This is a genomic window from Sphingomonas insulae (assembly GCF_010450875.1).
Classification (GTDB): domain Bacteria; phylum Pseudomonadota; class Alphaproteobacteria; order Sphingomonadales; family Sphingomonadaceae; genus Sphingomonas; species Sphingomonas insulae.
In genome coordinates, this window is sequence record NZ_CP048422.1 from 3,232,910 (window position 1) to 3,253,168 (window position 20,259).

General features: G+C 68.3%; 24 protein-coding genes. 11 read left to right on the top strand and 13 right to left on the bottom strand.

What is annotated here, in order from left to right:
* Positions 1-11: 11 nt before the first annotated feature.
* Both GTH33_RS17000 and GTH33_RS17005 read right to left on the bottom strand, forming a co-directional pair.
* Positions 12-1,433 (bottom strand): L,D-transpeptidase family protein, encoded by a 1,422-nt coding sequence (locus tag GTH33_RS17000; protein WP_163959418.1) that lies wholly within the window; start codon positions 1,431-1,433, stop codon positions 12-14.
* Positions 1,434-1,674: 241 nt separating this feature from the next.
* On the bottom strand, positions 1,675-3,168 hold the full coding sequence (locus GTH33_RS17005) for a replicative DNA helicase (protein WP_163959419.1): 1,494 nt from the start codon (positions 3,166-3,168) through the stop codon (positions 1,675-1,677).
* Positions 3,169-3,247: 79 nt separating this feature from the next.
* Between GTH33_RS17005 and GTH33_RS17010 the strand changes: the two genes are divergently transcribed.
* The 3 genes from GTH33_RS17010 to GTH33_RS17020 are packed head-to-tail and all read left to right on the top strand — an operon-like array spanning position 3,248 to position 4,853.
* Entirely contained in the window at positions 3,248-3,730 is a 483-nt protein-coding gene (locus tag GTH33_RS17010) for a UPF0262 family protein (RefSeq protein ID WP_163959420.1), read from the top strand.
* The gene (locus GTH33_RS17015) at positions 3,730-4,407 is read left to right on the top strand and encodes a GH25 family lysozyme (RefSeq protein ID WP_163959421.1); all 678 of its coding nucleotides are present in this window, start codon (positions 3,730-3,732) and stop codon (positions 4,405-4,407) included. Before GTH33_RS17010 ends, GTH33_RS17015 begins: the two co-directional genes overlap by 1 nt.
* On the top strand, positions 4,404-4,853 hold the full coding sequence (locus GTH33_RS17020) for a cytidine deaminase (RefSeq protein ID WP_243848147.1): 450 nt from the start codon (positions 4,404-4,406) through the stop codon (positions 4,851-4,853). Before GTH33_RS17015 ends, GTH33_RS17020 begins: the two co-directional genes overlap by 4 nt.
* A 423-nt stretch (positions 4,854-5,276) precedes the next feature.
* On the opposite strand, the gene GTH33_RS17025 is transcribed toward GTH33_RS17020, so the two are convergent.
* From GTH33_RS17025 to GTH33_RS17040, 4 genes are all read right to left on the bottom strand, one after another.
* Positions 5,277-6,521, bottom strand: coding sequence for an RcnB family protein (locus GTH33_RS17025; protein ID WP_163959423.1), 1,245 nt, complete (start codon positions 6,519-6,521; stop codon positions 5,277-5,279).
* A 129-nt stretch (positions 6,522-6,650) separates the two neighbouring features.
* Positions 6,651-7,133: a GAF domain-containing protein gene (locus GTH33_RS17030; protein ID WP_163959424.1), complete on the bottom strand. Its 483-nt coding sequence runs from the start codon at positions 7,131-7,133 to the stop codon at positions 6,651-6,653.
* Positions 7,134-7,244: 111 nt separating this feature from the next.
* Complete coding sequence (gene arfB, locus GTH33_RS17035) at positions 7,245-7,670, bottom strand: alternative ribosome rescue aminoacyl-tRNA hydrolase ArfB (protein WP_163959425.1); 426 nt, start codon at positions 7,668-7,670, stop codon at positions 7,245-7,247.
* 16 nt (positions 7,671-7,686) lie between these two features.
* The gene (locus GTH33_RS17040) at positions 7,687-8,355 is read right to left on the bottom strand and encodes an RluA family pseudouridine synthase (RefSeq protein WP_163959426.1); all 669 of its coding nucleotides are present in this window, start codon (positions 8,353-8,355) and stop codon (positions 7,687-7,689) included.
* A gap of 48 nt (positions 8,356-8,403) precedes the next feature.
* On the opposite strand from GTH33_RS17040, the gene GTH33_RS17045 reads away from it, so the two are divergent.
* Both GTH33_RS17045 and GTH33_RS17050 read left to right on the top strand, forming a co-directional pair.
* The gene (locus GTH33_RS17045) at positions 8,404-9,165 is read left to right on the top strand and encodes a M15 family metallopeptidase (RefSeq protein ID WP_166753070.1); all 762 of its coding nucleotides are present in this window, start codon (positions 8,404-8,406) and stop codon (positions 9,163-9,165) included.
* A 14-nt stretch (positions 9,166-9,179) separates the two neighbouring features.
* Positions 9,180-9,365: a hypothetical protein gene (locus GTH33_RS17050; RefSeq protein WP_163959428.1), complete on the top strand. Its 186-nt coding sequence runs from the start codon at positions 9,180-9,182 to the stop codon at positions 9,363-9,365.
* Here the strand turns inward: GTH33_RS17050 and trmB are convergent, their stop codons facing one another.
* Positions 9,366-10,058: a tRNA (guanine(46)-N(7))-methyltransferase TrmB gene (trmB, locus tag GTH33_RS17055; protein WP_163959429.1), complete on the bottom strand. Its 693-nt coding sequence runs from the start codon at positions 10,056-10,058 to the stop codon at positions 9,366-9,368.
* 96 nt (positions 10,059-10,154) lie between these two features.
* On the opposite strand from trmB, the gene GTH33_RS17060 reads away from it, so the two are divergent.
* The 3 genes from GTH33_RS17060 to GTH33_RS17070 all read left to right on the top strand — a co-directional run bounded on the left by GTH33_RS17060 (position 10,155) and on the right by GTH33_RS17070 (position 12,007).
* Complete coding sequence (locus GTH33_RS17060; RefSeq protein WP_163959430.1) at positions 10,155-10,985, top strand: formate/nitrite transporter family protein; 831 nt, start codon at positions 10,155-10,157, stop codon at positions 10,983-10,985.
* Entirely contained in the window at positions 10,982-11,566 is a 585-nt protein-coding gene (locus GTH33_RS17065) for a phosphatase PAP2 family protein (RefSeq protein WP_163959431.1), read from the top strand. The genes GTH33_RS17060 and GTH33_RS17065 overlap by 4 nt, the downstream gene beginning before the upstream one ends.
* 84 nt (positions 11,567-11,650) lie before the next feature.
* Positions 11,651-12,007, top strand: coding sequence for a PilZ domain-containing protein (locus GTH33_RS17070; protein WP_163959432.1), 357 nt, complete (start codon positions 11,651-11,653; stop codon positions 12,005-12,007).
* A gap of 80 nt (positions 12,008-12,087) precedes the next feature.
* Here the strand turns inward: GTH33_RS17070 and metK are convergent, their stop codons facing one another.
* Entirely contained in the window at positions 12,088-13,305 is a 1,218-nt protein-coding gene (metK, locus tag GTH33_RS17075) for a methionine adenosyltransferase (protein ID WP_163959433.1), read from the bottom strand.
* A gap of 40 nt (positions 13,306-13,345) precedes the next feature.
* Positions 13,346-14,887: an apolipoprotein N-acyltransferase gene (lnt, locus tag GTH33_RS17080; protein WP_163959434.1), complete on the bottom strand. Its 1,542-nt coding sequence runs from the start codon at positions 14,885-14,887 to the stop codon at positions 13,346-13,348.
* 108 nt (positions 14,888-14,995) lie between these two features.
* On the opposite strand from lnt, the gene GTH33_RS17085 reads away from it, so the two are divergent.
* Together GTH33_RS17085 and GTH33_RS17090 are read left to right on the top strand one after the other, a co-directional pair.
* Positions 14,996-15,430, top strand: coding sequence for a VOC family protein (locus GTH33_RS17085; protein WP_163959435.1), 435 nt, complete (start codon positions 14,996-14,998; stop codon positions 15,428-15,430).
* A complete protein-coding gene (locus tag GTH33_RS17090; protein WP_163959436.1) occupies positions 15,427-15,729 on the top strand; it encodes a polyhydroxyalkanoic acid system family protein in 303 nt (100 codons plus the stop codon). The genes GTH33_RS17085 and GTH33_RS17090 overlap by 4 nt, the downstream gene beginning before the upstream one ends.
* 89 nt (positions 15,730-15,818) lie before the next feature.
* Here GTH33_RS17090 and GTH33_RS17095 read toward each other — a convergent pair whose 3' ends face one another.
* The 3 genes from GTH33_RS17095 to wrbA form a co-directional block, all read right to left on the bottom strand.
* Positions 15,819-16,355, bottom strand: coding sequence for a response regulator transcription factor (locus tag GTH33_RS17095; RefSeq protein WP_163959437.1), 537 nt, complete (start codon positions 16,353-16,355; stop codon positions 15,819-15,821).
* Positions 16,352-17,635, bottom strand: coding sequence for an ATP-binding protein (locus GTH33_RS17100; protein ID WP_163959438.1), 1,284 nt, complete (start codon positions 17,633-17,635; stop codon positions 16,352-16,354). Before GTH33_RS17100 ends, GTH33_RS17095 begins: the two co-directional genes overlap by 4 nt.
* A gap of 175 nt (positions 17,636-17,810) precedes the next feature.
* A complete protein-coding gene (gene wrbA / locus GTH33_RS17105) occupies positions 17,811-18,410 on the bottom strand; it encodes an NAD(P)H:quinone oxidoreductase (protein ID WP_163959439.1) in 600 nt (199 codons plus the stop codon).
* A gap of 119 nt (positions 18,411-18,529) precedes the next feature.
* Here wrbA and GTH33_RS17110 point away from each other — a divergent pair, with 119 nt between their 5' ends.
* Positions 18,530-19,450: a LysR family transcriptional regulator gene (locus GTH33_RS17110; protein ID WP_163959440.1), complete on the top strand. Its 921-nt coding sequence runs from the start codon at positions 18,530-18,532 to the stop codon at positions 19,448-19,450.
* Here the strand turns inward: GTH33_RS17110 and GTH33_RS17115 are convergent.
* Entirely contained in the window at positions 19,441-20,199 is a 759-nt protein-coding gene (locus tag GTH33_RS17115) for an SDR family NAD(P)-dependent oxidoreductase (RefSeq protein ID WP_163959441.1), read from the bottom strand. The two genes, GTH33_RS17110 and GTH33_RS17115, sit on opposite strands and share 10 nt — an antisense overlap.
* Positions 20,200-20,259 lie beyond the last annotated feature (60 nt).

Genomic DNA, 20,259 nt, shown 5'->3' on the forward strand with positions numbered 1-20,259 from the left:
TACCTGTCCCTTCACCGTGCCGCGACCAGCTGGCTCGCCGAGCGCGCTTCGATCTTCGCCGCCAGCGTCGCATCCCAGCCATAGGGGTCGTCACGAAAGTTCATCTGGCCGTTACCGCTGGCGAACGCCGTCCAGTACAGCAGATAGACCGATACCGGCTTCGCCAGCCGCGCCCGCACGGTCTCGCCCTTGTCGATGGTCGCGGCGATCGCCTCCGGCGTCCACGCCGGATCGCCCTTCAGCAACAGCTGTGCGAGATCGGCGGGCTTTTCCAGCCGCACGCAGCCATGGCTGGCCAGCCGGCTGAAGCTGGCGAACTTCGCGCGCGACGGGGTATCGTGCAGATACACCGAGAATGCGTTGTCGAAGTCGAACTTGTACCGCCCCAGCGCACTCTGGTCGCCGGCCTTCTGCTGCAGGCGGGTGCCGTCGATCACGCGAAAGCCGTTGCGCTTGAAATAGCCGGGGCTCTTCTTTTCCTTCGGCCACAGCTCCTTGGTCGCGATCGAGGTCGGCACGTTCCACGGCGGGTTAAGGACGACGCTGTGGATCGTCGACGACAGCATCGGCGTCTCGTCCCCCGGCCGGCCGGTGACGGCCCGCATCGACATGACGGGCTGGTCGCCGTCGAACACGGTCAGCACCGCAGCCGCGATATTCACCTGGATGCGATCGCGCGGCAGGTCCTGCGGCAGCCAGCGCCACCGTTCCATGTTCGCCATGATCTGCCGCACCCGCGCCGTCGCGGGGACGTTCAGCGCCGCCAGCGTCTGTGTCGAGACGATGCCGGTCGGGTTGAGGCCGTAGCGGCGCTGCGCCCGGCGCACCGCCTCGACCAGCTTCGCATCGAACGCGCCGGTTGCGGCAACGTCGGTGTCCTCGACCGCCAACCGGTTGCGCAGCGCGAACACGCGCGGCCCCGTCGCCCCCATGCCCAGGTCCGGACCGGCGGGAAGCGCCGACCAGCCGCCTGCGGCGACGATTCCGCGATACCGCTGCAACCCCGCCTTCAGCCCGTCATAGCCCGAATAGGGCGGCGGCAGCGCCGCGAACCAGGCGGCGATCCGGTCGCGGCGCACCGCATCGGCAAAGCCGGGCAGCGGGTCGAATACCGGCGGGCGCAGGCCCCAGTCGCGTTGAAAGTCCGCCTCGGCCAGCCGCCCGGCGTGCACCGCGCGGGCGTGGTCGAGTGCATCGCGCACCAGCTGATCGCGCGCGGCGGCGTCCATCGGTTGCGGCACCGCGAGGCTGAGCCCCTGCGCCAGCGTGTCGCGCAACAACAGCGCGGCAAGCTGCATCGCCTGCGCGTCGGTCAGCTGCGGCAACGGGATCGTCGGCACCGCCACTATCGGTGCAACCTGCGCCGATGGTGGCACCGGCACCGATACCACCTGCGCCGACGCCGGCAGCACCGGCAGAAGCATGGCAGCCATCGCCGCGGTCGCTGTAAATCGTGTCATGCCATTCCCCTGGGCGGCCCCGCTCGAAGCGCCGGGCCATCGCACCATGCACCTCGCTCTAGGCTGAACGGGCGGGTGCTGACTACTGATTATGACCGGAAAATTTGGGTTTTGCCCGTGCCTGCCCATCGTCGTCCCGGCCGATGCCGCGACCACGGCAGCGATCGGTCGCAACGTGCCTCAGGACAATCGATGCGGGGACGATCGAACCGCCTCAATACCCTGCATAGTCGCTGAACTTGGTGATGGTCGGATCGAACTTCAGCACCACCTTGCCGGTCGCGCCGTGGCGCTGCTTCGCCACGATCATCTCGGCAAGGCCATAGACCCGCTCCATGTCGCTTGCCCATTTCGCGTGGTCTTCGAACACCTTGGCCTCATCGCCCTCCATCGGTCGCTTCGGTTCGCGCTGGGCGGTGTAATAATCCTCGCGGAACACGAACCAGACCATGTCCGCGTCCTGCTCGATCGATCCCGATTCGCGCAGGTCGGACAGCATCGGCCGCTTGTCCTCGCGGCTTTCGACCGCACGGCTCAGCTGCGACAGCGCCAGCACCGGCACGTTCATATCCTTGGCCAGCGTCTTCAACCCGCGCGAGATTTCCGAGATTTCCTGCACGCGATTTTCCTTGCCGCCCTTGCCGCCGCTGGTCAGCAGCTGGAGGTAATCGACCACGACCAGCCCGATCTGGTTGTTGTGGCGGCGTTGCAGGCGACGGACGCGGGTGTGCAGCGCACTGATGCTGAGGCCGCCGGTATCGTCGATGAACAGCGGCAGGTTCTCCAGTTCCGCCGCGGCAGCGGCCAACTGGCCGAATTCGGCCTTGCTGATCTTGCCCATGCGCAGCGATTCCGAACTGATCTGCGATTGCTCGGCCAGGATGCGCGTCGCCAGCTGGTCGGCGCTCATTTCCAGGCTGAAGAACACGACCTTTGCCCCCACCGATTCGCTGGGCGGAATGCCGTCGGCCATGTCGCGCATCCAGCGCCGCGCCGCGTTGAAGGCGATGTTGGTGGCGAGCGACGTCTTGCCCATGCCGGGACGGCCGGCGAGGATCATGAGATCGCTGTGGTGCATGCCGCCGATCTTGGCGTTGACGCTGTCGAGACCGGTGGTGACGCCCGACAGGTTGCCGCCGGAATTCAGCGCGCGCTCGGCCATCTTGACCGCCATCGTCGTCGCCTGCGCGAAGCTCTTGGTGGCATTCTCGGCGCCGCCATCGCCGGCGACCTTGTACAATTCCTCTTCCGCCGCCTCGATCTGCGCACGCGGATTGACCTCTTCCGACGTGTCCATCGCGCGTTCGACCAGCGTCCGACCGACGCTGACCAGCGCGCGCAGCATGGCAAGGTCGTAGATCTGCGTCGCGAACTGGCGCGCACCGATCAGGCCGGCGCCCGATCCGGTCAGGCTGGCGAGGTACGATGGTCCGCCCAGTTCGCGCATGCCTTCGTCCGCATCGAACATCGGCCGCAGCGTCACCGGCGTCGCCAACATGTCGTTGGCGCGCAGCGTCTTGATCGCGGCAAAGATGCGGGCATGGACCGGTTCGTAGAAATGCGCCGGCTCCAGCCGGTCGACCAGATCGTCGGCCAGTCGGTTGTCGATCATCATCGCGCCGAGCATCGCCGCTTCGGCCTCGACGTTGCGTGGCAATTGCATGGGTTCGGCGGGGACCGCCGGAGTCGGGAATGCGAGAGTGGCCATGACCATCGCTATACCGCTCCAGCCCCCGTCGAACAAACTCGGAATTGTCGTGGACGGGTTAGCCCTATATCGGACGACGATGGCCGACCCGCGGATCATCGACATCACCCTGGACGAGCACAGCATCGGCTGGCGCTCGGCGGACGTCGAGCAGGAACGGCGGATCGCGATCTTCGACCTGCTGGAGGGTAATCACTTCGCGCCGCAGCGCGTCCACGCCGACGGCTATGCCGGGCCATACCGCATCAAGCTCGAATCGGCGGAGGGGCGGCTCGGCATCCACATCCACCGCGAGGACGACAATCACCTGGAGACGCTGGTCCTGGCGCTCGGCCGCTTCCGCCGGTCGATCAAGGACTATTTCGCGATTTGCGACAGCTATTATCAGGCGATACGCGCCTCTACTCCGCAACAGATCGAGACCGTCGATATGGCACGCCGTGCCGTCCACAATGATGCCGCCGAATTGCTGCGCGAACGCCTGGCGGGCAAGATCGATGTCGATTTCGACACCGCGCGCCGGCTGTTCACGCTGATCTGCGTCCTGCATTTGCGCGGCTGATGGCATACGGGGTGTTCAAGGCGGCGGGAGCGCTCATTGCGGCCGGCCTGCTCGGCATCGGCGGGTGGAGCTTCGCGACCGGCTGGCACCCGGCGCAGGGCCAGTATCCGTTGCAGGGGGTCGACCTGGGCGAGAACCCCGGTGCGATCGAATGGGGTACGGTGCGGGCGCGGGGGGCGGATTTCGCCTATCTGGTCGCGACGTCGGGCGCCGATCGCCGCGATCCGGGGTTCGAGGCGAATTGGGCCGCCCTGCCCGATGCCGGCCTGCGTCGCGGCGCGGTCCACCTGTTCTCGCTCTGCCAGCTGGCGGCGGACCAGGCCAACGCCTTCAACGCCTTCGTCCCCCGCACCGCGGACGCGCTGCCGGTCGCGGTCGACGTCGGCTATCGGGACGATTGCACCGCGCGTCCCGATCAGGATGTGCTGGTCGGCGAAATGCGAACGTTCATCGCGATGGTCGAGGCGCATACCCGCAAGCCCGTGCTGCTGCGACTGAGCAAGGCGGTGGACAAGGATTATCAGCTGTCCGCCGCCATCGACCGCCCGGTCTGGGCGATCAGCAATGTGTTTCCCCCAAGTTATGCCGCGCGGCCGTGGCGGATATGGCGCGCCAGCGACATCCGCCGCATCGACGGCATCGAAGGCCCCGTGAACTGGAACGTCGTAGCACCATGACCGATGACAGCATCCGCCTGATCCACGCCGCGCGGGAAGCGGCGACACGGGCCCACGCGCCCTATTCGCGCTTTGCGGTCGGCGCAGCGTTGCTGATGACCGACGGCAGCCTCATCACCGGCGCCAATGTCGAAAATGCCAGCTACGGCCTGTCGCTCTGCGCCGAAACTGTGGCGATTGCGACCGCCAGCGCCGCGGGCCGGCTGCGCGATGTCGTCGCGGTCGGGGTGATCGGCGGCGCGATGGATGCGGACGGTCGTGCCACCGGCGATACCCCGGTAAGCCCGTGCGGACGCTGTCGTCAGGTGCTGAACGAGGCCGCGCAGCTCGGTGGACGCGACCTTGCGGTCTATTGCGGCGCGGCCGAGGGCGATGCGGTCGCGCGCTACCGCCTGTCGGAGCTCTTGCCACACGCGTTTGGCCCGGCGGACTTGGGGATCGGCTGAATCCTGCTAAGCGGCGCGCGCAGCCGTATGGCCGGACACACGAGGCACGGGTGGAAGTCACTTGAACATCCCCGTGATCTCGCATCCGGACCAGGATTCATCGTGCCACGCAGACATGGACATGAATGCGGGCAGGTTCCGGCGGAAAAGTGCCCCCGGAACTCAGCCGCGCTGACGAGTCAGTCCCACGGCTATCCGACCCCGCAAGGCCTGCCATCGATCAAACGCCGCGAAGCAGGAAATCCCGAGTGCGCCACGCCTGTGGTTGCGGCGAGGCATGCGGCAACCGTTCGCCTTTCGCAGCGCTCGCAACGACCCGGCGCCGGATCAGGCAACCGAATAGCACCGCGCCATCGGCCCCGGACGCCGTGAACCGACCCGGCCCTGACGGCCCCTGCTGAGGCCGTCAGGGCCTGATCTCCATCAGCCGCAGCGGCAGGTCGGCGCCGGGCGCCAGACCCGCTTCGTCTTGGTCCGCCGGACCGCCGGCTTGCGCGTATAGGTCACCGCATCTTCATAGACTTCGGTCGTCGTCGTGGTGATGACCGGTGCGGTCTGGACCACGACCGTCGTGGTCGACGCGCCGGGATAATAATAGCCGCCTTGGTAATAACCGCCCGCGCCGCTGGTGGTGGTCACCGTCGTCGTGCCGTCCGCGGAGCGCCAGTTCGGGCCGCCTGCCCCATAACCGACGGGTGGCGGCGGTGGCGGCGCGCGATCCGGCGCGACCGGCGGTGCATAGCCGCGGCCATAGACCGGCGGCGGCGGCGGATTGCGACGATCCTCCGCCTTGTCGATCGCATAGCCGGCAGCGGCGCCGACACCGGCACCGATCAATGTACCGCCCAGGCGATTGCCGCGCCCTGCGATCAGATTCCCCGCGACGCCGCCGATCGCGGCACCGGCCACCGCGCCGCCGACACCATCGTCGCGACGCGCATAACCACGACCATCATAGCCACGATCATCATAGCCCCGGTCGTCGTACCCGCGATCGTCGTGCCCACGATCGTCATAGCCACCGGCATAGACGCGGTCTTCGTCGCCATAACCCGCATCATAGCGGTCCCAGTCGATCCCGGCGCGCGTGTCGTAGACCGAACCGCGGCCATCGACGAGCACGGCATCGTCGTAATAGCGCACCCAGTTATAGCCGTAGGTCGGCTGGGTCAGGCCATAGGCCTGCCAGTCGCCGATATAGAAGCGCGGGGCGACCCAATAGCTCGGCAGGGCATAGCCACGATAGGGACGGCGATAGGCGGCCCAGCCGCCGGGGGCGTTTGCACCGCCCCACCAGCGGCCGCCGACCTTGCTGCCCCAGCGCGGCTGACCGGCATGGACCATTGGCGGACGACCCGCGCCGTTCCAGCCCGCCGGACGCCCCGGCTGGATGTGCGGCTGACCCGGCTGCATGTGGGGCTGCACGGGCAGCTGGCCCGGCGCCATCGTCGGACGTTGGCCCGGATATCCGCCGCGCCGCCAGTTCTGCGCCCGCCACTGGCCCCGCGGCTGAATCGCGGGTGCCGGCGCCATGCCCTGGTTCGGGACGGGGAAGCTGGCGCCGGGGCGCATGCCGCCTGGCCCGTGCGCGACGACGCGCTGCTGCGCATCGGCGCCGCCGGCGGCCACAAGAGCCATCCCCGCAGTGGCGATCAACCAGATACGCATGTCGTCTCCCTGTTCCGACGGCGCCCCCTAGCGTCATCGATTAACATCACGTTGACGATCGATTTAACACTTGGTTCCGGGACTCGCCAGCCGAGCGCCTGTCCCCTTTTGACGCTGTCCCCTTTTGGATCAGCCGAGCCGCGTGGCAAGCAGCGCCGCCAGCGCCTCGCACCCCGTCGCATCCTCCGCATCGAAGCGCGCCGGTGCGGGACTGTCGAGGTCGAGCACCCCTGTCACCACCCCGTCGCGCACGATCGGCACGACCAGTTCCGATCGACTGGCGGCATCGCAGGCGATGTGCCCGGGAAAGGCATGGACGTCGTCGACCAGTTGCGTCTCGCGGGTGGCCGCCGCCGCGCCGCACACCCCCTTACCGATCGGGATGCGGATGCACGCCGCCTTCCCCTGAAACGGCCCCAGCACCAACTCGCCGCCGACCAGGCGGTAGAAACCCGCCCAGTTGAGGTCGGGCAGATATTGCCAGATCAATGCCGAGGCATTCGCCATATTGGCGATGGCATCGGGCTCGTCCGCGGTCAGCGCATCGAGCGCGGACAGCAGGTCGCGGTACAGGTCGGCCTTCGAGCCGGCGGAGATATCGAACTGGTACATGGCGCGGGATGTAGGGGCGAAGAACCGCCGCGTCACCACCGTGTCACCCTGAACCGGGTCCGCGGTGCACTGTCGACGCGCCGACGAAACGGACCGGGCCGGCCCGCGCCCTCAGTCCAGCCGCACCTTGCCGCGTCCGGCCTTCACGGTGCTGCGCCCCTTCTTCTCGTCGACGCGGCGCGCCTTGGCCGATCGGCTCGGCTTGGTCGGGCGCCGCTTCTTGGGGACGATCGTCGATTCCTGGATCAGCGCGACCAGCCGCTCGCGCACCTCGCGCCGGTTCATCTCTTGCGACCGCGACCCGTCGCCGCGCAGAGTCAGCACACCTTCCTTGCTCAACCGCGATCCGGCCAGCACCGACATCCGCTGCTTCACCATGTCGGGCAGGTTGGGCGATCCCCACACGTCGAAGCGCAGCATGACCGCGCTGTCGGTGGTGTTGACGTGCTGCCCGCCCGGCCCGGAGGCGCGGGTGAAACTCTCCTCGATTTCGCGATCGTCGATCGCGATCGATCGCGTCACCTGGATCAGCGGCATGCGTGCGCCGCCTCGCTCACGCCGGCTCGGGCGCCGATGCGATCCCGGGCCACACGCCGAACCGTTCCGGCAGCGGCGCTTCCGCGACGATCGGGTCCTTGCCGGCACGCGGCACGGTCAGCGCCGCGGCGTGCAGCATCATGCCGCCCGGTTCCCCCGCCCCGTAGTGCGGATCGCCGAGCACCGGCAGCCCCAGCCCGGTGGCGGCATGGACGCGGATCTGGTGCGTCCGCCCCGTCGCCGGCCGGAACTCGACCAGCGCCCGGCCGTCGCGCGTGGCGACCACCCGCCATGCGGTGCTCGCCGACTTGCCCTGCGCGTCGGCGACGATCCGCCAGCCCTCCTCGCGCGTGCTGACCTTGCCCAGCGCCAGGTCGATCACCCCCTCCGCCTCGGCCGGAATGCCGGCGAGGATCGCGAGATAGCGCTTCTCCACCTCGCCGCGTTCGAATGCCTGCTGGAACCGCGCATGCGCCTTGGGATTCCTCGACAGCAGCAGGCAGCCACTGGTGTCCCGATCCAGCCGATGGACCGCGGTCGGCCAGCGCTGGAACCCGAACTTCAGCGAATCGAGATGATTCTCCAGGCTGAGGGAGCCGTCGCGCGGCTTGTCGACCGGCAAGCCGGCGGGCTTGTCGATGACCAGAGCCTCGCCGTCGATGAACAATACGCGGTCGCCATGCATGTGAAACGCCTTGCCACTCCCTGCCCCTTCGCGCCAGAGCCTGCCGCCATGCGCCGCGTCACCCTGTTCATCGCCGCCTCCATCGCGGTTCCCGCCCAGGCGCAGGTGTGCGCCGGTGCGGCGGCAAGCATGGCGAGCGACGGCCGGGTCTACGGCCATCTGCCCTATGGCGATGCCGCCCCGTCCGAACTGGTGCCCGCACCGGCCGGGTTCGCCCTCAACGCCTGCCTCGTCCGGCGCGACATGATCCCCGATCTGGAACGCCTGCTCGCCGCCGCGCAGGGCGATCCTGCGGTCATGGGCCAACTCCGCGGCCTGTCCTGCCACCGCTCGATCATCCGGCAGGCCAGCGTGTTCTGTCGCGACCATCCCGATGCCAGCGCCGATCCCGATGCGACGCGCGCGATCTCGGTCGCACCGCCCGGTCACAGCGAACATTCCACCGGCTATGCGATCGACTTCGCCGTGCGACCGGCGAACGGCTGCCCCGATGCGGAGGCGTGCATGGCCGCCACCCCCGCCGCCCGCTGGCTGGTGGCGAACGCGCCGCGTTTCGGGTTCGAGCTGTCGTTCCCCGGCGGCAACCGCCAGAACGTGAAGTGGGAACCGTGGCACTGGCGCTGGGTCGGTACGAGCGCCGCGGCGCCCGGCGCTGCCCGCGCCCGCTTCCTCTTCGCCAAGGCGCGCGACCAGTTCCCCGCCGATCCCGCCGTGGATCGCGTCGTGACGATTCCCTCAATCACGCCTATAACCTATGTGACGGTGCCGCCATGGGTGGCCCCCAAGCCGCCCAAAAAGCGCCGCCGCTAACAGGGAGACGCACGATGTTCGTCGATTTCCGCGATCAGCCGCCGCCGCCGCGCTGGGAACCGAAGCGCCGCCGCCCGCCGCTGACCGCCCGCCAGCGCAACGTCGTCGGGACGATCGCGATCTTCAACCTCGTCATGCTGGTCTGCGGCCCGCTCGCCGGAGCGACGCTGTTCCAGGCGATCCCCGCGCTCTTCCGCTGATTACTGTCGGATATACCGGAAATACCAGACCTCATGCCCGTGCCGGCGCGCCTTGCGTTCATACCGGGTTTCCGGCCAGTCGGCGGGGCGGGTCAGGAAATCGGCGGGCTCGCGGGCCGTCCACACGAAATCGCGGCGCTGGTCCATGATCATCATCGACCAGCGGCAATAGGTCGGATCGTCGGTCCCCAGCCGGAATTCCGCGCCCGGTTTCAGCTTGGCGGCGATCGCATCGAGCGGCCCGTGGTTCATCATCCGGCGCTTGGCGTGGCGCGCCTTGGGCCAAGGATCGGGATGCAGCAGGTAGACGCGCGAAAGGCTGGCGTCGGGCAGCCGCTCCACCACCTCCAGTGCATCGCCCATATGCAGGCGCACGTTGGTCAGGCCGCCGTCGCGGATGTGACCCAACGCGCCGACGACGCCGTTGAGGAACGGCTCGCAGCCGATGAAGCCGGTGTCGGGCCGCATTGCCGCCTGCCCCGCCAGATGCTCGCCGGCGCCAAAGCCGATCTCTAGCTCCAGCGGACGCTCCTGCCCCTCGGGATCCCCGAACAGGATGCCGGCGTCCAGCGGGCCGCTCTCGGGCACGCTCAGCGCGGCCAGCGTCTCCTCGACCAGCGCGGCTTGGCCGATGCGCAGCTTATGGCCCTGGCGACGGCCGTACAGGCGACGGATGGTGGCGGGATCGTTCATGGTGGCGCGCCCTAGAACACTTGGCCTGACAGGGAAACGCCACAATCGCGGATGACCGGCGGAGCAAAGCGCCCCCGCGTCCGTTGCATGGGCGTAATGGTCACCTCCAATTCCGCTTCGCCCGACGATCACGACGACGATGACGATCTGAAGGCGGCCGACGCCAAGGATCTGCACCGCACGGTGCGCGAGGAGGGCGAGGAGGAACTGCGCCGGCCCGCCATGTCGCTGTTCTGGTCCGGCATCGCCGCCGGCATCGCGATCACCGTGTCGCTGGTGACCGAAGCGGCGCTGCATGCCGCCCTTCCCGAAACGCCATGGCGGGAACTGGTCGTCGGGCTCGGCTATCCGGTCGGGTTCCTGGTCGTCATCCTCGGGCGGATGCAGCTGTTCACCGAAAGCACCATTACCGCGATGCTGCCGCTGGTGACCCGGCCTTCCGGATGGGCGCTGGCCAGGACGCTGCGGCTGTGGGGGATCGTGCTGACTGCGAACCTGACGGGGACCGCGATAGCCGCACTCGCGCTGGCGAGCGGCGCACTGGGCAGCGACGCGATCCGGGAGGCGGCGGTGAGCATATCGGTCGGGATTACCGAATTGTCCGCCGGCCGCACGTTCGTCAACGCGATCCCCGCCGGCTTCATGATCGCCATCCTCGCCTGGGCGCTGCCCAATGCCCGCGACCAGAGCGTGCTGGTCATCGTCATCTTCACCTATGTCCTCGCTATCGCCGGCTTCAGTCATTCGATCGTCGGCTCGGGCGAGGCGTTCCTGCTCATGTTCACCGGCCATACCGGCGTGTGGCAGACGCTCGCCGGACTGATCGCGCCGGCGGTATCCGGCAATCTGGTGGGCGGTGCCGGTGTGTTCGCACTCCTCGCCCACGCGCAGGTCCGCGGCGAGATGCCGCAGGGAGACGACAGTTGAGCAAGGCAAAGAAGGCGGCGAAGACGGTGGCCGCGGCCGACCGCAAGGCGACCCACGACGCCGCCCGCCACCGCGACGCCACGCCGGTCAAGGCCGCCGGCTTGCTGGCCGAGATCGCCGACCAGCCGCAGCTGATCGCGATATCCGCGGCGACCATCGCGGCCGGCCTGATCGGCCGCCGCCGCGACCTCGTCCGCGGCGGCGCGCGGATGCTCGCCGCGCACCTGCTCGCCACGGCGGCGAAGTCCGCAATCAAGCATCGGTTCGACCGATCGCGCCCGGGCAAGGCGCTGAGCGACGGGCATACCCGCTTCGAACGGGGCGACAGTGACGATCACCAGCTGAATTCATTCCCGTCCGGCCATACCGCCGGCGTGGTGGCGGTGGCCCGGGCGGCGGCGCGCGAGATCGACAGCGCCGCCGTGCCCGCCGCGCTCGGCGCCGGTGCCATCGCGGCGATCCAGCCGGTGGCGGGCAACCATTACCTGTCCGACGTCATCGTCGGCGGCGCGATCGGCTGGATCGCGGAAGCGATCGTCGATGCCATGCTGGAACACGTCCCGCATCTCATGGAAAAATGATGTCCAGCGATGTTTCCGGTGGCGATCGGCGTTCGTTTACCAATGGCTTAACAACCTGTGGCAATGATCGAGGTAGAGATACCGATGCCAGATACACCCGATCCCGATCCCGATCCCGATCGCGAGAAGCGCAACAGCGTCATCGTCCGCGCCGCCGTGTCGTTCCCCGGGGCAACGCCGGTGGAACGCCGCGTGCGCAATCTGTCGCCATCGGGCGCCTGCGTCGAACATGACGGCGAATTGCAGGTCGGGGCCATCGTCCACCTCCAGATGGGATCGCTCAGCGACCTGTCCGCGCAGGTGATGTGGGTGACGGGCCGCCTCGCCGGGCTGCGCTTCGCCGCGCCGATCGATCTGGATGAAGCACGCAAGCCGCGCGGGGTCGGGGTCAGGCCAAAGGCGGGATGGATCGCAGAGATCAACGACGCCTATCGTCGCTGATACGAAAACACCCTCCCCCGCCAGGATGCGGAGGAGGGTGCGATATCAAATCACGTCGCCGCGATGCGGCCCGCCATGGGTCAGGCGATCGCCGCCTTCAGTTCGTCGACCAGATCGGTCCGTTCCCAGGTGAACAGGTCGCCCTCAGGCTCGCGGCCGAAATGGCCGTAGGCGGCGGACTTCACATAGATCGGCGCATTCAGCTTCAGGTGCTGGCGAATGCCCTTGGGCGTCAGGCGGACGAGCTGGGGCAGCACCTGCTCCAGCTTCGCCTCGTCGACGGTGCCGGTGCCATGCGTATCGACATAGACCGACAGCGGCTCGGCGATACCGATCGCATAGCTCAGCTGGATCGTGCACCGCTTGGCCAGGCCGGCTGCAACGACGTTCTTGGCGAGATAGCGCGCGACATAGGCGGCGGAACGATCGACCTTGGTCGGATCCTTGCCGCTGAACGCGCCGCCGCCGTGCGGGGCTGCGCCGCCGTAGGTGTCGACGATGATCTTGCGGCCGGTCAGGCCGGCGTCCCCGTCGGGGCCGCCGATCTCGAACGCGCCGGTGGGATTGATGTACAGCTTGGTCTGGTCGGTGACGAAGCCCTCGGGCAGGACGCTCTTCAGCACGCCGGTGACGTAATCCTTCAGCACGTCATACTTGGCGGGATCGGCATTCTCGCCCTGCAGGCAGTACCCCGCCTTGTGCTGGGTCGATACGACCAGCGCGACCGCCCGGGTCGGCACGCCATTTTCGTAATGCAGCGTCACCTGGCTCTTGGCATCCGGCTCCAGGAACGGCGCCTTGCCCGAATGACGGTCGGCCGCCATCGTCTCGAGGATCTTGTGGCTGTAATAGAGCGTCGCCGGCATCAGGCCGGGCGTCTCGTCGGTCGCGTAACCGAACATGATGCCCTGGTCGCCCGCGCCCTCGTCCTTGTTCGAGCCTTCGTCGACGCCCATCGCGATTTCCGCCGACTGGCCGTGCAGATTGTTTTCGAAGGTGAAGGTTTCCCAGTGGAAGCCCGACTGTTCGTAGCCGATGCGCTTCACCGTCGCGCGCACCGCGGCCTCGATCTCGGCGAGCGCGCCATCGGCCCAGGCGCCGTTCTCGTACACGCCCTTGCAGCGGATCTCGCCCGCCAGGACGACCAGGTTAGTGGTCGTCATGGTTTCGCACGCGATTCGCGCCTCGGGGTCTTTCGACAGGAACAGGTCGACGATGGTGTCGCTGATCTGGTCGGCGACCTTATCGGGATGACCTTCGGAAACGGACTCGGACGTGAAGATGTAGCTGCTGCGCATCACTGCCTCATAACGATATAAAGATGCCTTTATATCGGCCCTAACGCGCACGACGGCGGATGGCAATCGCAGCGGCCATGAAGGCGATTGCGACGATCAGTGCCGCCCGGTTGCCCAGCCGGCTGAACAGCGTCGGCGGCAGGGCGGGCGGCATGGCCATCTCGATCGCGCCCGCCGTTTCGTGCGGGACCGTGGCGAGCAGGGTACCGTCGGCGGTGATGACCGCGGAAATGCCGGTCGGCGTCGAACGGACGATCGGCAACCCCTCCTCGATCGCGCGCATCCGTGCCTGCGCCAGGTGCTGCGGCGGCCCCCAGCGCCCGAACCAGGCATCGGTCGACGGGTTGAAGATCATCTGCGGCCGATGCGCCTCGTCCACCACCTGCCCCGAAAAGATGATCTCGTAGCAGGTCTGGAAACCGATCGCGCCGAACCCGGGGATCGCCAGCGTCCGCGGGCCGGGACCGTCGTCGAAGTCGATGTCCCCCGGCACCAGCCGCGCAAGGCCCAGCGGCTTCATCAGCCACGGCATCGGCAGATATTCGCCATAGGGGACCAGATGGGCCTTGTCGTAACGACCGACGATCCGCGCCCGCGCGTCGATCGCGAAGACGGAATTGGAGGCGCCGACGACATCGCCGGCGGCATCGAAGCGCAGCGGCGTATGCCCGGTCAGCAGGATGTCGCGCGGGCCAAGCCGTTGCGCCAGCCGCCACCGGTTGAACAGCGGGCTCTGCCCGTCGTAGATCCAGCGCGGATACCCGCTCTCCAAATAATCGCGCATCACCCCCTCGGGCCACAGCACCAGTCGCGGGCGCGGCCCCGGCGTGCCGGACCAGCGCGCCAGCGCCGCGAGCATCCGCTCCTGATCGTCCAGGCCGCGGGCATCCTGCCCGATGTTCGGCTGCACCACGCGTACCAGCGGCGCATCCGGGGCGGCGGCGGGCGCGTGCGTCCACAGCGCGGACACGGCCGCCGCCACCAGCAGCGCGGCAAGCGCCGCGGGCATCCGCCAGCGCCGCTGGAGCAGCATCAGCGACGATGCCGCCATCAGCACGGTCACGCCGGACAGCGCATAGGTGCCGATCCATGCCGACAGTCGTGCGATGCCGATCACCGGCAGCCAGACGACGCCGATCGGGTCCCAGGCATAACCGGTGAACACGGTCGCGCGCAGGTATTCGCTGCCGATCCACGCCGCTGCAAAGATCAGCGCAAAGCCAGGGTCGGGCCGCCGGGTCCGTCCGAACCGCCATCCGATCCCCGCCGCCAGCATCGGGAACACCGCCAGGTACAACGCCAGTCCGATCGCGGCGAAATAGCCGAGGACCGGCGGCATCTTGTCCTGGAAGTCGAAGGCGTGCTGGAACCAGTTGTTGTTGACCGTGAAATGGCCGACGCCCCAGCTCCAGCCGATCCATGCGGCACGGCGTCCGGTCGGGGCGGCATGGACCAGCGCGGCGAGGCCGGCGAGCCCCACGAGGGTCAGCGGCCAGAATTGCAACGGCGCGAAACCGGTCGCGGCCAGCGCACCGAGCAGCAGCGCGATCAGCGCGGGACGACGGGAAAGGATAGCAGGCATCGCTGCCGGCCTTACTGCGCTTCGCCGCGAATGTCCTCCCGGCAACGCCGCGCGGCGTGTGCCCCGGATGACTGGCGCGCGCCGCTCCCCCATCCTATCTCTGCGGCCATGACGCTTCGCCCCTTCCACCTTGCCTTCCCGGTCCATGACCTCGCCGCGGCGCGCGCGTTCTACGGCGGCACGCTGGGCTGCCGCGAAGGCCGGTCGAGCGATCACTGGATCGATTTCGACCTGTTCGGCCATCAGATCGTCGCGCACCTCGATCCCGCCGCCCGCGTGGTCGCGGTGGAGAATGCGGTGGATGGCCATGACGTACCCGTGCCGCATTTCGGCGTCGTCCTCACCATGGCCGACTGGCAGGCCCTCAGCGGACGTGTGGCGGCCGCAGGCGTCCGCTTCGGCATCGCGCCGCACATCCGGTTTCAGGGTCAGGCCGGCGAACAGGCGACGATGTTTTTCTACGACCCCTCGGGCAACGCGCTGGAATTCAAGGCATTCGCCGACGATGCCATGCTGTTTGCGACGACAAAGGACCCCGCATGAGCGCCCCGATCGAAATCAACATTCCCCACCAGCTCGGCAAGCAGGCCGTGCGCGACCGCCTCGATGGCGGCATCGGCAAGATCGGCCGGATGATCCCCGGCGGCGCGCAGGTCGATCATCGCTGGGACGCGGACACGATGCATTTCACCGTGCAGGCGATGGGTCAGTCGATCGGTTGCCGTGCGACGGTATCGGACACCAACGTCCATGCGATCGTCGACCTCCCCGGCTTCCTCGGCCTGTTCGCCGGCAAGATCCGCGACGTGATCCAGCAGGAGGCGCCCAAGCTGTTGAAATAACGGCATTATGGCTTTTAGCAGGGGGTTGGGGTAAGTAGGACTTTTGTGACTTTCGGCCTGCAGGGGGCATGGTCACGGTGTCCGCCCGATCACCCCATATGGCGTTTGTCGAGTTTCCGCGCGAGCGTCCGCCGGTGCATGCCCAGCCGCCGCGCGGCCTCCGAGATGTTGAAGTCGACGTCCGCCAGCGTCTGGTGGATATGCTCCCATTCCAGCGTCTTTATCGATGTCGGCGGCGCCGGCACGATCGTCGCGCCGGCATCGCCGTCGACCCGTGCGAAGGCCGCCTCGATATCGTCGGTGTTGGCGGGCTTGGTCAGATAGTTGGTCGCACCCAGCTTGATCGCCTCGACCGCAGTGGCGATGCTGGCGAACCCCGTCAGCACGACGATCTTCATTGCCGCGTCCAGCCCGTGCAATGCCGCGACGCAGGTCAGGCCCGATGCGCCGCCCAGCCGCAGGTCGACGACCGCATGGTCCGGACGAAAGGCCGCCACCCGCGCCTCCAGCCCATCGGGTCCCGACAGCGTCGTCACCGCATAGCCGCGCCGCTCGAACGAACGGCCCAGCGTGCGGGCGAAACTGGCATCGTCCTCGATGATCAACAGTCGTCGCGGCGTGCTCATGCCCGCTCCCCCAGCGCCAGGCTGGCAAGCGGCAGCCGCAGCATCGTCTCCGCCCCGCCCGATGCCGGATTGCGCGCCTGCAATGTCCCGCCCAGCGTCCGCAGCACGTTGGTGGCCAGGAACAGCCCCAACCCGGCACCGCGCCGGTCCTTGCTGCTGTTATAGGGCCGCCCCAGCGCGGCGAGCACCTCGGCCGGAAACCCGCTGCCATCGTCCCGCACCGTCAGCACCAGCGTCGCCTCCGCAATCTCGGCGGTCAGCACGATAGCGGAAGCCCCCGCCTCCGCCGCATTGTCGAGCAGGTTGGTCAGCGCCTGCCCCAACGCCCGATCCGCCACGATCGGTCGATCCTCGCCCAGCCGATCCGCGAACGTCAGGCTGCCCGGCCACGCCGCGACAATACCCGCCAGGAACCGGCGCAGCGTCGTCCGCTCCGGCGCCTCGCCCGTCACTTCGCCCGCCGCGAACAGGATGCCGGACACGATCGCCTTGCAGCGCATCACCTCGGCCTGCATCTCGTCCACCTCCGCCGCCAGCCGCGGTTCGCGCCGGATTGCCGGTTCGCCCTTCCAGTCGCCGAGCAGGACCGAGATCGACGACAGCGGCGTCCCCAGTTCGTGTGCAGCCCCGCTCGCCAGCAACCCCATGCGGACGATATGATCCTCCTCCGCGGCGCGCTGGCGCATCCCGGCGAGGTGCGCATCGCGGCTGCGCAAATTGGCGGCGATGCGCGTGACGAACAGCACGATCAGCACCGCCGCCAGCACGAAATTGCACCACAGGCCCAGCACATAGGCGGGCGACAGGCTGGTCGCGAGCCATGCCGGCAGATTGAGCGGCGGACTGATCAGCGCGACCAGGGCAAAGGCGGTGGCGGTCAACCCGACCAGCGCCCAGCTCGACCAGGCATGCAGCAGCACCGCACCCATCACCACCTGCAACAGGTAGAGCGAGACGAACGGATTGGCCGCCCCGCCGCTCAGGTGCAGCTGCACCGTCAGCGCGACGACATCGCAGGCGAGCGCGCCGAACAGCTGGAAATTGGTGACCGGCCAATGCGGATGCCCCAGCCAGGTCATGACGTTGAGCATGACCAGCGCCGCCAGCACCACCCCCATTGGCGCGATCGGCAGGTGGATGCCGAACCCGTAATGGACGGTCAGGATCGTCGCCAGCTGGCCACCGACCGCCAGCCAGCGCAGCAGCACCAGCTGGCGCATGTTGCGCGCCGCGGCATCTTCGGGTGCGGGCGGCGGCAGGCGGGGTGTGGTACTGGCCATCGCCACGGACTGTAGGCGCGATCGCCGGGGAGCGCGAGACGCAGGTACGTTTCCCGCGAAGCCATACGATTCCCCGGCGAAGAGCCGGGTCCGGCAGGCCGATGTCGTTACGCTTCGTTACGATCACCGGCCCTACTGGACCCCTGCCTCCGCCGGAGACCGAGGGCAGGAAAGCCTACTTCAGCTTCGCCGCCGTCTCTGCGATGCGCTTGCCCTGATAGCGGGCGCCCGCCAGTTCCTCGTCATGCGGCTGGCGCGAACCATCCCCGCCCGCGATCGTCGTCGCGCCATACGGCGAACCGCCGCGGACCTCCTCGACGCCCATCTGGCCCTGAAAACCGTAGTCCAGACCGACGATCGTCATGCCATGGTGCAGCAGGTTGGTGATGATCGAGAACAGGGTCGTTTCCTGGCCGCCATGCTGGCTGGCGGTGGAGGTGAAGGCACCGCCGACCTTGCCGACCAGACCGCCGCGCATCCACAGACCGCCGGTGGTGTCCCAGAAGCTCGCCATCTGGGCAGGCATGCGGCCGTATCGGGTCGGCGCGCCGACGACGATCGCATCGTAACCGGCCAGGGCGTCCGGCCCCTCGATCAGCGGGTGCGCGGTGTCGGTCTTGAAGTGCGCCGCCTTGACTACCTCGTCCGGCGCGGTTTCGGCGACACGGCGGATGTCGACCTCGGCACCGCCGGCGCGCGCGCCCTCGGCGACGGCGTCCGCCATTTTCTCGATGTGGCCGTACGAGGAATAATACAGCACCAGAACCTTGGTCATGCGAACGTCTCCAGATCGTGTTGCGGGCAAGATGGGCGTGGCCGATCATCGCGTAAACGGAAACGATGGAAACCGATCGTTTCTGCGCTAGGTTCCCGCCGCGAGCGTGGAGGACGACGATGCGACTACCCGACCTGGAAGCCTGGGCGATCTTCGCCGCCGTGGTCGAACAGCGTTCGTTCAGCGGCGCGGCGGATTCGATCGGGCTCAGCAAGGCGACCGTGTCGAAGGCGATCACCCGGCTTGAGGCGCATATCGGCCAGTCGCTGTTCAACCGCACCTCGCGCCGTCTGGCACTGACCGAAGCCGGCAAGCCGCTGGCGGAGCACGCCGCGCGCATCCTGGCACAGGCGCGCGCGGCGGAGGAAGCGGCGCGGGACGCCGCCAGCGCCCCGACCGGCCGGGTCCGCCTGGCGGCACCGATGAGCTTCGGGATCAGCAACGTCGCGCCCCTGCTCGCCACGTTCCTGTCGGCGCATCCCGGCGTGGAGATCGACCTGCATTGTTCGGACGCCCGCGTCGACATTGTCGCGGAGGGGTTCGACGTCGCGCTCAGGATCGGCGACCTGCCCGACAGCAGCCTGCGCGCGCGCCGCTTGGGCGACATCGCCACGCACCTCGTCGCCGCCCCCGCCTACCTGGCCGAGCACGGCACGCCGCAGCATCCATCCGATCTCTCGCGCCATCGCGTGCTCGGTTATTCGAACGTGCTGGGGCCATGGCGCTTCCAGCATCCCGATGGCAGCGAGGTCTCGATCAAGCCGGAGGGGCCGTTGAGCGCCAACAGCGGCGAGGCGCTGCTGCCTGCGCTGATCGCGGGATTGGGCATCGCCCGTCTGCCCGGATTCATCATCGGCCCGCACCTGGTGAGCGGTGCGGTGGTCCCGATTCTGGAGGCATGGGCGCCAGCCCCGATCGGCCTCCATATCCTGACCCCGCCGAGCGCGTTACGCCCGGCGCGGGTCGAGGCGCTGATCGCCTTCCTGTCGGCGACCCTGCGCGACCCCTGCGCCGGCCATCCGGTCGTCGTTCAGGCCTGACCGTCGCGCGCCACCTGAAACCCGGCGAACGACTGGCTGACCGGCATCAGTTCCAGACGGTTGATGTTGAGGTGCGGCGGCAGCGTCGCCACCCACAACATCGTCGCCGCGATATCCTCCGCCGTCATCGGATCTGCGCCCTTGTAGAGCGCGTCGGACGCCTCCTGGCTGCCACCGGTGCGCACCTTGGTGAACTCCGTCTCGACCATGCCCGGCTCGATCGAGGTGACGCGGACGCCCTTGCCGTGCAGGTCGGACCGCAGGCCGAGCGAGAATTGCTCGACGAACGCCTTGGTGCCGCCATAGACGTTGCCGCCCGTGTACGGATAGGTCGCCGCGACCGACGACAGGTTGATGATCGCCCCGCGGCGCGCGACCAACCCCGGCAACAGGCGGTGGGTCAGCGCCACCAGCGCCGTGACGTTGGTCGCGATCATCGTCCGCCAATCGTCCAGGCTTGCCTCCTGCGCCGGCTTGGTGCCGAGGGCCAGGCCGGCGTTGTTGATGAGCAGGTCGATATCCTGCCATTGCGTCGGCAGCCCGGCCAGCGCGGCGTCGACCGCCGCTTCGTCGGCGACATCGAACGCGAGCGTGTGGACCGCATCCGCGCCCAGCCGCTGCTGCAACGCCGCCAGCCGGTCCGCGCGGCGACCCGTCGCGATCACGCGCCATCCGGCACCGACGAATTCCTCGACCGCGGCGGCGCCGATGCCCGACGTCGCGCCGGTGATGAAGGCGGTGGCTGTCATGCTGTCTCTCGCTCCGGTCGGCGAACGCTGTATTGCCGGTTCGCGTGGCTATTGCGCATG